This window comes from Kitasatospora sp. NPDC056138 (genome assembly GCF_042264695.1).
Taxonomy (GTDB): domain Bacteria; phylum Actinomycetota; class Actinomycetes; order Streptomycetales; family Streptomycetaceae; genus Kitasatospora.
On sequence record NZ_JBHJVK010000030.1, the window covers coordinates 37,317 to 50,201 of the forward strand.

The 12,885-nt window shown below is 74.2% G+C and carries 13 protein-coding genes; 8 read left to right on the forward strand and 5 right to left on the reverse strand.

Annotated features, from left to right (window positions below; genetic code table 11):
- Positions 1-79 precede the first annotated feature (79 nt).
- Positions 80-640, reverse strand: a complete 561-nt coding sequence (locus ACFC1R_RS19440; protein ID WP_375940116.1) for a uridine kinase — start codon at positions 638-640, stop codon at positions 80-82.
- Positions 641-851: 211 nt separating this feature from the next.
- Between ACFC1R_RS19440 and ACFC1R_RS19445 the strand changes: the two genes are divergently transcribed.
- The 3 genes from ACFC1R_RS19445 (at position 852) to ACFC1R_RS19455 (ending at position 3,054) form a co-directional block, all read left to right on the forward strand.
- Positions 852-1,805, forward strand: coding sequence for an SPFH domain-containing protein (locus ACFC1R_RS19445; RefSeq protein ID WP_375940118.1), 954 nt, complete (start codon positions 852-854; stop codon positions 1,803-1,805).
- Positions 1,806-1,827: 22 nt separating this feature from the next.
- Entirely contained in the window at positions 1,828-2,166 is a 339-nt protein-coding gene (locus ACFC1R_RS19450; protein WP_375940120.1) for a hypothetical protein, read from the forward strand.
- A gap of 258 nt (positions 2,167-2,424) precedes the next feature.
- On the forward strand, positions 2,425-3,054 hold the full coding sequence (locus ACFC1R_RS19455; protein WP_375940122.1) for a GPP34 family phosphoprotein: 630 nt from the start codon (positions 2,425-2,427) through the stop codon (positions 3,052-3,054).
- Between the two features lie 282 nt (positions 3,055-3,336).
- Here ACFC1R_RS19455 and ACFC1R_RS19460 read toward each other — a convergent pair whose 3' ends face one another.
- Positions 3,337-3,849 carry a hypothetical protein gene (locus ACFC1R_RS19460; RefSeq protein ID WP_375940124.1) on the reverse strand — a complete coding sequence of 171 codons (513 nt, stop codon included), beginning with the start codon at positions 3,847-3,849 and terminating at the stop codon, positions 3,337-3,339.
- Between the two features lie 50 nt (positions 3,850-3,899).
- Positions 3,900-4,274: a DUF488 domain-containing protein gene (locus tag ACFC1R_RS19465; protein WP_375940126.1), complete on the reverse strand. Its 375-nt coding sequence runs from the start codon at positions 4,272-4,274 to the stop codon at positions 3,900-3,902.
- Positions 4,275-4,558: 284 nt separating this feature from the next.
- Between ACFC1R_RS19465 and ACFC1R_RS19470 the strand changes: the two genes are divergently transcribed.
- Positions 4,559-5,968 carry a cytochrome P450 gene (locus ACFC1R_RS19470; RefSeq protein WP_375940128.1) on the forward strand — a complete coding sequence of 470 codons (1,410 nt, stop codon included), beginning with the start codon at positions 4,559-4,561 and terminating at the stop codon, positions 5,966-5,968.
- A 323-nt stretch (positions 5,969-6,291) separates the two neighbouring features.
- On the forward strand, positions 6,292-6,615 hold the full coding sequence (locus ACFC1R_RS19475; RefSeq protein ID WP_375940130.1) for a DUF1508 domain-containing protein: 324 nt from the start codon (positions 6,292-6,294) through the stop codon (positions 6,613-6,615).
- A gap of 252 nt (positions 6,616-6,867) precedes the next feature.
- Here ACFC1R_RS19475 and ACFC1R_RS19480 read toward each other — a convergent pair whose 3' ends face one another.
- Positions 6,868-7,263 (reverse strand): DUF2087 domain-containing protein, encoded by a 396-nt coding sequence (locus ACFC1R_RS19480; RefSeq protein WP_375940132.1) that lies wholly within the window; start codon positions 7,261-7,263, stop codon positions 6,868-6,870.
- Between the two features lie 349 nt (positions 7,264-7,612).
- Between ACFC1R_RS19480 and ACFC1R_RS19485 the strand changes: the two genes are divergently transcribed.
- Positions 7,613-8,983, forward strand: coding sequence for a hypothetical protein (locus tag ACFC1R_RS19485; RefSeq protein WP_375940134.1), 1,371 nt, complete (start codon positions 7,613-7,615; stop codon positions 8,981-8,983).
- Positions 8,984-9,255: 272 nt separating this feature from the next.
- Complete coding sequence (locus tag ACFC1R_RS19490; RefSeq protein WP_375940136.1) at positions 9,256-9,927, forward strand: hypothetical protein; 672 nt, start codon at positions 9,256-9,258, stop codon at positions 9,925-9,927.
- Positions 9,928-10,327: 400 nt separating this feature from the next.
- On the opposite strand, the gene ACFC1R_RS19495 is transcribed toward ACFC1R_RS19490, so the two are convergent.
- Positions 10,328-11,467 carry a hypothetical protein gene (locus ACFC1R_RS19495; protein WP_375940138.1) on the reverse strand — a complete coding sequence of 380 codons (1,140 nt, stop codon included), beginning with the start codon at positions 11,465-11,467 and terminating at the stop codon, positions 10,328-10,330.
- Between the two features lie 542 nt (positions 11,468-12,009).
- Between ACFC1R_RS19495 and ACFC1R_RS19500 the strand changes: the two genes are divergently transcribed.
- The gene (locus ACFC1R_RS19500; protein WP_375940140.1) at positions 12,010-12,768 is read left to right on the forward strand and encodes a maleylpyruvate isomerase family mycothiol-dependent enzyme; all 759 of its coding nucleotides are present in this window, start codon (positions 12,010-12,012) and stop codon (positions 12,766-12,768) included.
- The last annotated feature ends 117 nt before the right edge of the window (positions 12,769-12,885 follow it).

The following is a 12,885-nucleotide window of genomic DNA, read 5'->3' on the forward strand; positions in this document are numbered from 1 at the left end:
GGAAGCGAGTGGTGCGGCGGCGGTGCCGCCGGTGCGGCGGTCCGGCGCAATGAGGTGCGTCGGCGTGCCGCCGGCTCGTTCAGTCGCCCCGGGTCCACCGTGGGTGCGCCTGGATCCGCCGTGCGGTCCGCGCGGAGGGCTGTGCACCGTCGACGACGAGGTCGCAGAGGTGGCGGGCCGGTTCGACGTGGCGGGTGTGCGCGGCGCGTCGGTGGTTGAGGTAGTTGGCGAGCAGGACGTCCAGGGGGAAGCCGTCGTCGAGGCACTTGCGCCGGATCTTGCGGGCCAGTCGCAGGTCGGCCGGAAGGTCGACGAAGACGTCGAACCGGTGGTGCCCGGCGGGCGGTCGGACCCGGAAGGCGAACAGTCCTTCGACGATCACCAGGGGTGAGGCCGCCAGGGCGGAGGCGGTGTCGGAGTCCAGCCGCCGGGAGTCGACGGAGCGCGGATCGCCGACGTCGAGGCGGAGCGTGCCGCTCTCGTCGGGGGTCCAGATGCCGCCGTGGGCGGGCTCGGTGACGTAGTAGTCGTCGCCGTGCAGGACGGTCGCCGGCCGCTCTCGGGCGGCGGAATCCTCCGCGAGCGCCTCCGCCAGCGTGGTCTTTCCCGCCCCGGCGCCGCCGGACAGCGTGAGCAGCATGGGTGGCCCCCCTCGTTCCCCGGGGGGATCGTATCCGGCGCCGTCGGGCTCGGCCCCGGCTCTGGCTCTGGTTCTGGCTCTGTCGCGGCCCGGGCTCGGGCTCGGGCCTGGCCCTGGCTCGGGTTGTCGGGTGGGCGGGGTTTGCGGGGCTCGAAAAAGTGATATCACTTTGCTAGGTTCGTGCCACACCGCAGGAGAGGAACCCGGTCCGATGACCACACCGCACACCCCCGCCGACACGGCGGACGACTTCGTCCTCGACATCCCGGCCCCGAAGGTCACCGAACGCGTGATGGTCGGCCTGCCGGGGCTGCCGATGCTCGGGCTCACCATGCTCTTCCTGCTCGGCGGGGCCGCCCTGATCATCGTCGGCGGCAACGAGCACGCGTCGGGCGCCACCGGCGTCGCCACCGCCCTGCTGATCGCCGGGCCGGTGCTGATCCTGCTCGGCCTGCTGCTGGCGCGTGGCCTGACCGCCGTCTCTCCCGGGCGGGCACGGGTGGTCCAGCTGCTCGGCCGCTACCGGGGCACCATCCGGGCGGACGGCCTGACCTGGGTCAATCCGTTCACCAGCCGACGCGGGATCTCGACCCGGATCCGCAACCACGAGACCGAGACCACCAAGGTCAACGACGCGGACGGCAACCCGATCGAGATGGCCGCGGTCGTGGTCTGGCAGGTCGAGGACACCGCGAAGGCCATCTTCGAGGTGGACGACTTCACCGAGTTCGTCGCCATCCAGACCGAGACCGCGGTCCGGCACATCGCCAACAGCTACCCGTACGACGCCCACGAGGAGGGGGAGATGTCGCTGCGCGACAGCGCGGACGAGATCACCCGCAAGCTGTCCGCGGAGATCGCCGCCCGGGTGGCCTCGGCGGGCGTCCGAGTGGTCGAGTCCCGGATCACCCGGCTCGCCTACGCCCCCGAGGTCGCGCAGGTGATGCTGCAGCGCCAGCAGGCCGGTGCCGTGGTCGCGGCCCGTCGGCTGATCGTGGAAGGCGCGGTCGGTATGGTCGAGCTGGCCCTGGACCGGCTTGCCGAGCGCGACGTGGTCGAGCTGGACGAGGAACGCAAGGCGGCCATGGTGAGCAACCTGCTGGTGGTGCTCTGCGGCGACCGGGGCACCCAGCCGGTCGTCAACACCGGCTCGCTCTACCAGTAGATCCAGTGAGGAGCAGCACGCGGTGGCGACCGAGCGGAAGAAGATCCTGCTGCGCCTGGACCCGGCGGTCCACGACGCGCTGGTCAGATGGGCCTCGGACGAACTGCGGAGCACCAACGCGCAGATCGAGTTCCTGCTCCGCCGGGCGCTCACCGACGCTGCCCGGATGCCCGGCGGCGTGGCCCGGCTGCCCCGCCGCGGACGTCCGACGAAGGAGGTCCCGGAGCCGGGCGGCACCCGCGCCGGCGCCCCTGACTCCGGCGCCCCCCACTCCGGCGCCCCTGACTCCGACGGCCCTGACTCCGATGCCCCCGACTCCGGGGGCACCGGTCAGGGGGGCTCCGGAGCGGGAGCTCCCTGACCGCAGGGCCCGGTGCCGGAGGCCGAAGACCTCCGGCACCGGGAGATCGCGGGCGCCGGGAGGCCTCGGGCGTCGCGTGCCTGCGGTGCCGAGAGCCTGCGGCGTCGCGAGCCTGCGGGTGTCGCGGGACCGGACGCCGGGCGGGCCGGGTGGGTCGGGCGGGCCGGGAGCCGAAGCTGTGCCCGCATCCCCCGCGTTGATCCGTCAGCACTCAGCCAGCACTCAGCCGTGTTACGCCGAAGCCTCATGGAGCCCGCCATGGAACTGCCCGAAACCCTTCCCGGAAAGCTCTACCTGCTCGCCTACGACCCGCAGCGCGAGCGCCTCACCGGAGTCCGCGACCTCGACTTCCTGCTGCGCGCGGCGGCGCTGACCGAACTGCTCCGCCGGGGCCTGCTGCGCGAGGACGGCCGCGGACCGGCCGCCGTGGGGAGCGAGCCCGCCGGGCTCGACCCGGTCCTCGCCGATGTGCTGCGGCAGATCCGCGCGGAGCGGCCGCGCAGTTGGCAGTCCTGGGTGGGGCGGCGCCGTTCCCGTACGGCGCGCGCCGTACGGGACGGGCTGGCGGCGGCGGGCTGGATCAGGGTGGACGAGTACCGCGTGCTCGGCCTGTTCCCCGCGGCCCGGGTCACCCCGCGCGATTCGCGCGTGCGCAAGGCGCTGGCCGAGGCGGTCACGCAGGCCCTGCGCGGCCCGCTCTCCCGGGTGGACCCGGACGATGCGGCACTGGTGGCCCTCGCCGACGCGGCCCAGCTGCGCACCGTGCTGACCTGGCGTCAGAGCCGCGAGTTCCGGACGCGGATCGACAAGCTGGCCCCGGCGGCCGGACCGCTCCCGGGCGCGCTGCGGCGGGCGATCCGCGCCCGCAACGCGGCGGCCTCGTCGTAGCGGTTGTCCTGGCGGCCGTCCCAGGTGGCCGGGCCTGAAGGGGAGTCGGGCGCGAGGTGCCGGGGGAGCGGGTCGGCCGCCGGCGTGACCGCTGTCCGCAGGACGATGCGGGGGCTGCGCAGACGGTGACCGACAGGGATGCCGATCTCGATTTCCGGTAGGAGGAGTTCGAGGCGCCCGGGGCCGGTCGACGCCGTGGACGCGATGGTCCAGGGTCAGTCAGTCAGTCAGCCAGACGGGCAGACGGGCAGACAGGACCGCGATCGCAGGGCCCGACCGGGCTCAGGTGGTCTCCAGGCGTTCGCCGCACCGGCTGCAGAAGGACGGCGCAGTGCCTTCGGCCAACCGGCCGCAGGCGGGGCAGACCCGGTTCGACCAGCACGCCGGCTCTCCGCCCTCGGTGTTCTCGGCCGGTGCGGCCGCCGCCGCTCGGGCGGGCTGGACGGTCAGGCCCGGACGCCGCTGGTGCACGGTCAGCCAGGCCAGTCCCGCCGGGTCCGCACGCAGTGCCCGGCGGGAGCCGCGCGGCAGCCAGGCCAGTGCTCCGGCCGTGAGCGGCTGGGACCGCCCCTCGGACCACAGCGTCCCACTGCCCTCGACCACGAGCAGCAGGACGTCCAGGAGCGGCTCGACGTGCTCCTCGACGGCGCCGCCAGCCGGGAGGCGAACCAGGTTGGCGTCGAGCTGCCGCCCCGGCTCGGCGAGCCGCCAGAGCGCTCCACGCTGCTCCGCCGACGCGGCGGCGATGCACTCGGGGAGATCGGCCAGCAGGCGGGGGACGTCGGTGGGCGGCATCGGCAACTCCTGCTCACGGACGGGTCGGCCCGGGGCGGTCGGGGCGGTGTTCACGGGTGCTTACCGCCGGCACCGGAGAGCCGGTCGGCGAGCACGGCGGCCTGGCTGTGGTCGACGTCGCGGCTGGCGGTGAGCAACGTCAGCGGGCCGCTGTCGGCGAGGTCGGCCAGGCTCCGCAGAGCCTCCTGGTGATCCGGGTCGCGCAGCTCGGCGAGGTAGCGGCGGCGGAACTCACGATAGCGCTCGGGGTCGTGGCCGTACCAGCGCCTGAGTTCGGTGGACGGCGCCGCGTCCTTCATCCAGACGTCGAACGCCCCGGAGTCCTTGCGCAGCCCCCGTGGCCACACCCGGTCCACCAGCACGCGGACACCGTCCGCGGGTTCGGCGTCGGCGTAGATCCTGCGGTACTCGACATGTCTGGCCATGGTCGGCCTCCGTACGGTCGCTCGGACAGGGCCCACTACGGCCACTATGCCGCGTGCAGCCCCCGGTTGCTCCCGGCCCGACCCGCTGCGCCGCAGCGGCCGACGGCGGGAGGGGCCGACGGCGGACCGGGCCCCTGGCCGGGTGCTGCCGACCGACTGGACGGTCCGTGCTCTTGAGTACCAGTCGCCTCACGTGTTTGCATGGGAACCGTAAGTAACTCCGATCCGTGGGGCTGGAGTTCGGCCGCATGCGAACCCTGCCGTCGACTTCGAGGGCTGCGATCATGCTGAGTGACGAAACGGTGCCCCTCATACCGGGGGCGATTCCGGTGCTGGGCCACCTCGGACGGCTGGGTGCCGACCCGGTGGGGTTCCTGGAGGCGTTGCGCGCGCACGGCCCGGTGGTGCGGATCCTGCTCGGCCGCCGTACCGCGTACGTCGTCAACTCGCCCGTCCTGGTGCGGCAGATGCTGGTGAGCGGGCGGAGCGAGTACGACAAGGGCGGCCCGTGGATGAGCGCCGCCGTCCAGATGCTCGGCGAGGGGCTGGCGACCTGCGGCAACGGGCGGCACCGCACCAGACGCCCGCTGCTCCAGCCCGCCTTCCACCACGGCCGGATGCCCGGCTACGTCGAGAGCATGGCCGCCTGCGCGAGCGAGCAGGCCGACGGCTGGGCGGCCGGGCAGACCATCGACGTCCAGGAGGAGATGACCCGGCTCGCCACCGCGAGTCTGACGCGCTCGCTCTTCCGCGATCCGGTCTCGCACCGGATCGTCCGCCAGTTCCAGCGCGATCTCCCGCTGCTGCTGGACGGGCTCGCGCCCAGGGTGCTGGTGCCTGCCGCCGCTCGGCTCCCGCTGCCCGTCAACCGGCGCTTCGACGCGGCCATGGCCCGTACCGCCGCGGCGATCGCTGAGATGAGCCGCCACCGCAGAGCCGGTCACCGGGGCGAGGAGGGCTACGACGACCTGCTCACCCTGCTGCTCGCGGCGGCTCCGAGTGCCGCCGGCACCCGCACCGACCGGGAGGTCCAGGACGACGTGCTGACCTTCATGGCGGGCGGGATCGAGACCGTCTCGGCCGTCATCTCGTGGGCCCTGCACAGCCTGGCCACCCATCCCGTGCACTACCGGCGCGTGCAGGACGAGCTCGACCGGGTGCTCGGCGGCGCGGCGCCGTCCTACCAGGACCTCGCCCGGCTGCCGGAGCTGCAACGACTGCTCACCGAGGTGCTCCGGCTGTGGCCGCCGTCCTGGCTGTTGAGCCGCACCACCCTGACCGAGACCGAGCTCGGCGGCCACCGGCTCCCGCGCGGTGCCGACCTGGTGTACAGCCCCTCGGCCCTGCACCGCGACCCCGAGGTCTTCCCCGACCCCGACCGCTTCGACCCGGACCGATGGCGTGCCGAGCGGGTCGGCCGCGCCCAGCGCGACGCCTACATCCCGTTCGGTGCCGGGGCGCGCAAGTGCATCGGCGACGCCTTCGGGCTCGCCGAGGCGACCGTCGCGCTGGCCGTCGTGCTGCAGCGCTGGCGGATCCGGGCCGTCCCGGGGGCGAGGGTCAGACCCCGGATCCGGCTGACACAGAGCCCGGTCGGGGTGCGGCTGCTGCTCCAGGAGCGGCCGGTCCCGAACGGCCCCGCCGGGGTGGGAACGGGCTCCGTCGAGCCCGGCGTCCGGGGCGGGAGGCTCTGAGTGGGAGGCCCTGAGCGGGAGGCCCTGAGCGGGAGGCTCTGAGCGGGAGGCCCTGAGCGGGAGGCCCTGGGGGCAAGTCCCGAGCGGGAGGGGAAGGGCGGTGGGAAGTCCTGGGCGGGCGGAGATGAACGAGGGGGAACGTCTGCGCCAAGAGGAGGATCCGGTGGACCCTCCGCCCTTCCGGCCGCCCGTGTGCACACGTAGCGTTGCCCCCGGCGTCGACGTTCAGCACGAGTCCCGCGGGGGCGGTGGTGGGGGGTTCAGGGCGTGCCGGAGAGAGTGGGGCGGCCCGCCTCGGGCGGGACGGTCTACAGGCCGAGCGGGTGGCCGGCGGCGGTTTCCGGTGGCAGTTGAAGGCCCCGAACGGGCGGGTGGTCGCGGTGTCCTCGCCCGTGTACGAGTCGGCGGCCGAGGCGGAGCGGGCGTTCGCCGAACTGGCCGCCGCCGGACCGACGTTGGTGGCCAGGATCACCCACGTCCGGGAGGGGATCGGCTGGAACTGGGCGGTCCCCGGCGTCCGGGGGAACCCGGTGGCGCGCTCCAGCCGGGCCTACGAGCGGTACGCGACCTGCCAGAACGCCTTCCGCAGGTTCGTCGCCCTGCTGGCGAAGCCGGACCTGCCCACCGGGTCCGGACCACCGCGATGACCGCCGACCGCCCGGAGCCGTCGAAGCGGAACCGAACTCCGAGTGGTGCTCGGTGAGTTGTCTGCGGAGCGGGCGGTGCTGCGGTGCGTTCCGCGCCAGGACCGACGGCTGTGGGGACGGGCGGCGCACCTCCTGCCGCGCAGTGTCCGGCCGGCCGTGTGCGCGGCCGCTTCGGCCGGCCCGGACCCTACGGGAGGCCCCGGCCCGGCACCTGCGCCCCGGCGCTCGCGCTCACCCGCGCCCCGGGCCGGCTCAGTTGGCGCCCGGGGCCGGTACGTCCTGGCGGAACGGGTCGGCCCCACTGGCGTCGCGGAGCCGGTACACCCCGTCCTTGCGGCCGAGGAGGTGCTCCTCGACCAGGTCTCGACGGAGCGCGGCGTGGTCGGTGCCGCCACCCTCGCACCAGTGCCGCAGGATCTCGTTGACCTCCGGCTCGGTGTAGCTCGCGCCCGGCCGGAAGGACTGTGCCGCGACGTGCTCCAGGACGACGATCCGCTTGCCCCGCTTGGCCGGGAGCCGGGTCAGCCGTCCCTCCCGGACGAAGGCGCGCAGGACGGCCTCCGTCTGCGGGTCGGGGCCCGGGAGGGCCTGGGTCCCGGTGGGAATGGTCTGCGTGTTGCCGGGGGCCTTGGGCGCCTCGGAGGTCATGTCGGGTCCTCGTGTTCGACCGGTCGGTACTGAAGCCCCGTCATCCTGCCGTCGCCCACTGCCGGGTCGCACCCGAATTTCCGGCGACCGCCTGGTCGGGCCGGCCCGCCACCGGCCTGGCGGCCGAGGCCCGCACACCGGAGCGCCGGGCCCCGCTTCGGACCCGGCGGCCGGCTGATGTGCGTGAGGGGGCACTGAGGCCTCCCCGTACCCGGAGGCCGTCCCCTGCGGCGTCCCCGGAGGGGACGGCCGACGGGCGGTCGGGCAGTCTAATGCATCATCAGTGTTCCCTCTACTCCGACAAGTTGATCAGAATGGGGGAGGGGTGGTGCGATGCATAATCCATCGCGTGATCGCTTCCCTTGATGACGTCGAGCGTCTGCTGCACCCCGCCGGGTACCTGGGGCTTGCCGCGCGCCCGCTCTACCTGCTGCCCTTGCTGCGCACGGGCTGTCTCTCCGAGCTGTTGACCGCGGAGCGGGCGGATCTCGGCTGGGCCGAGCGGTTCGGGGCCCGGATGCACTCGCTGGAGGAGCAGACCGCGCGCCGCGAGGACACCTTCAGCGGACGCCATCTGGAGGAGCTGATGGGCCTGCTGCCGACGCTGGTCGGCGGCCGGTGGCGCGGCCGGGAGTTCGGGCTGACGGCCTACGGGACGTACCGCGAGCACTGGCGGCAGGCGATCGAGCGGACCGGTGCGCTGCTGCTGGTGCCGCCCGCGCCCGGCGGCGCGGAGCTGCTGACGGACAAGGTCCTGATGCGCGACTGGTTCGAGCACCTGGGGGTGCCGGCCCCCGCCAGCGTGGTGGTCGACAGCATCGACTACCCGGTGCTGAGCGGGAAGTTCGGGCCGACCTTCGTCGCGCAGAAGCCGAAGAGCTCGGGCGGCAACGGCACCTACCTGATCACCGGCGAGCGGGAGGCCGGTGAGCTGCCCCGGCGAGACCGCTGGCTGGTGAGCGAGTACGCGGGCGACACCACCTTCAGCTTCCACGGGTTCGTGCCCCGGGAGGGGGCCCCCGAGGTGCTGCGCCCGGCGGTCCAGCTCACCGGCCTGGAGGGCCTGGGCTCGGGCTTCGGCGGGTACGTCGGCACCGACTTCCACGCTCCCGCCCTGCTGCCCGCACAGGCCCTGGCGAAGGGGCGCGAGGCGATGGAGCGGATCGGTCACGGCCTCGCCGAACTCGGCTACCGGGGCATCTTCGGCGGCGACTTCGCGCTGCGCGCGGACGGCTCAGTGGCCGCCCTTGAGATCAACTGCCGTGTCCTGGGCTCCACTTGGCTGCTCGGTGAACTGGAACTCGGCGCCGGCCGACTGCCCACGATGGTCCGCCACTTCGCCGAGCGGCACGGCCACAGCACCCTCGGCAAGCCGGACCTGGACCCGGTCGAGGCGGTGCAGCTGACCATCAGGCACACCGCCCCGGCGGGCCTGCTGCTGGAGGCCCCCGCGGGCGGTGTGTACGCGCTGGAGGGCGACCGGCTGGTCTTCCGCCGGCCGGGGGCCGGACTGCTGGAGTGCGGGCCCGCGCAGACGCAGGAGTGCGTACTGGTCAACCTGCCCCGGGCCGGAACGTTGCTGCACCCCGGCGGGATCCTCGGCCGCCTGGTCGCCCGCCGACCGCTCACCACCCCCGACGGCCGAGCCCTCAACCAGTACGGCCAGGTTCTCGTCAGCGCCATGCGCAGTCTCTACTCTTTCGTGGACGCAGCGAGTTGACGCCGACCGGTCGTCCGGGCGCCGGGACGACCGGGAGCCGCCGCCGGTGACCTGCGGCCGGCCGGCCCACCCGCGGCCGGTCCGGACCCGGATCCGTCCCTGAGCCCTCGTCCCGCAGCCGGGCCCGCCCCGGGGTCCGTTCCACCTGACCGGTCGGATCCGCGATCCCGTTTCCCAGGTTTGGGGGTGGCGCTCCGGTGGGAGGTGGTTCATGATCGCTTCCGGCTGGGGAGACCGATCACGGAGAGAGGGGTGGGCCTGCGATGGCTTCCATGGGGACGGTAGTGGGTGTGCCGGGCGCGGACCTGTTCGAGGCGCTGCTGCCGCAGTCCGAACTCGCGAGGACGGTCGGCCGGTTCGACGGTGACGTGGGCGACATGGTGCAGCAGTCGGTACGGGCCACGGAGCGGGCCTTCGGGGAGCTCGACGCCTGCGACGCCCTGCTCGCCCGGGCCACGGCCCGGGGCCGGACGCTCGCCGAGGACATCGGCCGCCTGGCGTCCGAGGAGAACGAGCAGGACATCCCGTGCCTGCTCGACGCCCTGAAGAAGCTCGCCGACGAGATCCAGCGCTCGGAGGAGACCCGGCGGCTGCTCACCCGGATCCTCGGCCGGGACGAACCCGCGGCGCGGCGGACCGCCCCGGTCCCGCACCTGTCGGAGGAGCAGTTGCCGCCCGTCCCCTCCGTGTACGACGAGAAGCCGGCCGATGCCGGCGGCCAGCCGGGTGGCCCGGAGCTGATGGCGGGGTTCGTGCCGCGTCTGAAGGCCGTCCACGCCGAGCGGATCCGCCGGACGTCCTCCCACCTGCTGGCCACCGTACGGCGGATGGCCGGGCCCCAACTCGCCGACCCCGCCTTCGTCCACGAGTCGCTGGTCGAGGCCGACCTGACCTTCGAGCTGTGGCGGCGCTGCCTCGCCGACCGGCGCCTCGACCTCGACTAGGCAGGTCCCACAGCCGATCACCCGGCGGGTCCCGGCGCCCGGCTCGTCCTGCGGACGCCCGCCGTCCGGCGCATCCCCGTGACGACCGGCGACCCCCACGGGTACGGTGCCACCCACCTCGACCGGGCCGAGAGGCCGTCGCGGAGTCCGATGCCGCCGCCGACCGGCACATCCTGGCCCGGCTGCTGGACGTCTCGAAGGGGAACCGCCGGTACTTCGCGGCGGACTCGCCCTGCAAGGGCGGTCAGCCGGTGCCGTGGAACCAGCAGACGGTGTTCGACTACGGCTTCCAGAGCCTGGCCGTCGCGCACCAGTCGCCGGGTGACGATCCGCAGCGGGTCGAGCGGTACGACGCTCTGCTGCAGGCCGGCGTCGACCCGTCGTGTGCCGTGCGGCGGGCTCAGATCAGCCGGTCCCGGTGGCGGGCGGCCCTGGCCCGGACCAGGTCGGCGAACGCCTTCCGGCTCAGCGCCTCCTCGCCCCGCGCGGCCCGTGCGTCCTCGGTCGGATGGGTGTCCCGGGCGTCCTCGAGGTGCTCGGCGTACAGCAGCCAGCAGCCGTGGACGGCGGAGACCAGGTCCTCCAGGAGGTCGCGGGCCGGACGCCACGGGTCGAGCGGGGTGAGGCGGATCCGGGAGAGCTCCGCCCGCAGTTTGGGGTCGTCGGCACCGTACTTGGCGATCAGGTCCTCCACCGGCGCGACCTGTGCGCGGAAGGCCACCAGGTCGGGCAGCACGCCGTCGGCGACCTGGAGGGCGTCGCCGACCAGGCCGGTGACCGCGTCGTACGGGGTCATCCCGGTCTCCAGCAACTGCAGGACGTGGGTGGGGCTTTCGTGCGGGAGGGCCTCGATGTCGTCGGCGAAGCGGATCACGGAGGCGGTCGGGTGGCCGGACTGCTCGGCGGCGATCTCGGCGGCGGCGTGCAGCCAGTGCGCCGCCGCGACGGCCGCCGAGGTCGGGTCCACGGCGGTGAACAGTGCCTCCTGGCCGAACGGGTCCTGGCTGAACAGCTGGTCGGCGGCGGCGACCTGGACCGGTGACGCGTCATCCAGGCTGAGCAGGACGGCCTGCCCGGCCCGTCCGGTGAGGCTCCCGAGCTCGGCGCTCTCCACGGCCGCGAGCTCGACGCCGACCTCCTCGCGCACGGCCGCCGTCAACTCCCGGTCCGCCAGGGCATGCAGGGCCCGCCCGACCTCGTGGGCGAACTCCAGCAGCGGACTGTACTCCAGGATGATCCCCGCCCGGTCGGGGAGGTTGGGGCGGGTGATCGCCCGGAGGGCCTCGCCGAACGCGCCGCGCTCCTGCTCGCGCCGCCAGTCGCCCTCGCCCGGGTCGAGCGGGTCCACGGCTGCGGCCGGGTGGGTGTAGGTGTGCCAGGCGGCGGTGGACAGCCGGGCGAGTGCCGCCGTGAGCCGGGTCAGCCGGACCGGATCGGACGCCTCCGGCACGGCGGCGACCCGGGTGGCGAGATCGCCCTCGCCGGTCTCCCAGGTGGCGATGAGTTCGTGGCGCGCGGGGTCGACGGCGTAGCGGGTCATCAGGGCTCCTCTCCCGGTCGCCTCCGTGATACCACCTGCCGTCGGCGCTTCGGGGGCCGATCGCCACTTCACCGGTACGAGGGCTCAAAGTCGGCGCAACAACGGTCCACAGTAGGTCGGTTGTGCGATTCCCCGGCGTCCCGGCAGGGTCAGCCGAGCGGCGTCCAGTGCCAGGGGCGGTGGCCGTGCCTGCCCTGGAGGCCGGCCGGCCGGCAGTCCGGTGGCCGCACAGGCTTCGGCCGGCAGCGCGCGGGAGGCGATGGTCACGTCCTCCACCGTAGGACGTTGACTTGGAGTGGACTCCAGGGCCTAGGGTGCGACCCCGTGGCTTCGACCGGGCCGCGGCCCGCGTCGCCCGACGGTCCGTCAGGACGGCGCCGGGCGCCGTACGGGTCGCCGATCGACAGGCCCGCTCCAGGGGTGACGGGTGTGACCGATCAGTCAGTAGGGAAATCCAACCCTGTGTGGTTGACTGGTCGTCAGAGGCCGGTCGGCGCTGCCCGGGCCGACCGGGCGACCGGCCGACGGTGAGGAGAGCACGGATGGTCACGAACCAGCAGCAGTACCGGGAGGAGTCCGCGTCGTCCTGGCAGCGGGTGCCGCTGCACCAGGCCTACGGGCGCTGTCGGGAGAACATCGCCGGGCTGCTGGAGAGCCGTCCCGAGGCGGCCGGTCTCCCGGTCCCGGCCTGTCCGGACTGGACCGGGCGGGATCTGGTCGCCCACCTGGTCGCGGTCTGCCGGCTGGTCGCCGACGGTGCGGTGCGCGATCCGGCCGACATCCGGGTCATGGTGGCCGAGGGGGAGCAGGCCCTGCGGGAGGCGGGCGTCGCGGAGCTGCTCACCGAGTGGTCGCAGCTGTCCGGACGGATCGAGGTGCCGGCCGGGCAGCCGGTTCCCCGGAACGTACGCGTCATGACCATGGACGCGTTCACCCACGAGGCCGACCTGCGGCGCGCCCTCGACCTGCCCGTCCCCGCCGACCACCCCGCCTACCCGGACGCCCTGGACCTGCTGGCCACCGGCCTCTCCGCCTCGGTGGGCGCGCACGGCCTGCCCGCGTTCCGCCTCCAGGCCCCCCACGCGGACTGGACGATCGGCACCGGGGAGCCGGTCACCACCCTCCGGGGCAGCGAGTACGACCTCTACCGCTCGCTGGCCGGGCGGCGCACGGCCGGGCAGATCGCCGCGCTGGACTGGGGCGGGACGCCGGCCGGGCCCTGGCTGCCGGCCTTCACCTGGGGGCCGTTCACCCCGCCGACCGAGGCCACCGAGACCGCCGGGGCTGCGCAGGCCGGGTGAGCCCGGGGTGCCGGCACCGCCCCGGCCGGTCGAGCTGGTCCGGACTGCCCGCCGGGTCGGCGGGTCCGCCCGGCCCGGAGCGGTGCCGCCCGGGGGAGTGACCGAGCACGGTGCCGG

Bases quoted from the DNA above. Each gene is read 5' to 3' on its own strand.
- ACFC1R_RS19500 (WP_375940140.1), top strand. From the start codon at position 12,010: ATGGTCACGAACCAGCAGCAGTACCGGGAGGAGTCCGCGTCGTCCTGG.
- ACFC1R_RS19440 (WP_375940116.1), bottom strand. From the start codon at position 640: ATGCTGCTCACGCTGTCCGGCGGCGCCGGGGCGGGAAAGACCACGCTG.
- ACFC1R_RS19480 (WP_375940132.1), bottom strand. From the start codon at position 7,263: ATGACCTCCGAGGCGCCCAAGGCCCCCGGCAACACGCAGACCATTCCC.
- ACFC1R_RS19470 (WP_375940128.1), top strand. From the start codon at position 4,559: ATGCTGAGTGACGAAACGGTGCCCCTCATACCGGGGGCGATTCCGGTG.
- ACFC1R_RS19465 (WP_375940126.1), bottom strand. From the start codon at position 4,274: ATGGCCAGACATGTCGAGTACCGCAGGATCTACGCCGACGCCGAACCC.
- ACFC1R_RS19495 (WP_375940138.1), bottom strand. From the start codon at position 11,467: ATGACCCGCTACGCCGTCGACCCCGCGCGCCACGAACTCATCGCCACC.
- ACFC1R_RS19445 (WP_375940118.1), top strand. From the start codon at position 852: ATGACCACACCGCACACCCCCGCCGACACGGCGGACGACTTCGTCCTC.
- ACFC1R_RS19455 (WP_375940122.1), top strand. From the start codon at position 2,425: ATGGAACTGCCCGAAACCCTTCCCGGAAAGCTCTACCTGCTCGCCTAC.
- ACFC1R_RS19490 (WP_375940136.1), top strand. From the start codon at position 9,256: ATGGGGACGGTAGTGGGTGTGCCGGGCGCGGACCTGTTCGAGGCGCTG.
- ACFC1R_RS19460 (WP_375940124.1), bottom strand. From the start codon at position 3,849: ATGCCGCCCACCGACGTCCCCCGCCTGCTGGCCGATCTCCCCGAGTGC.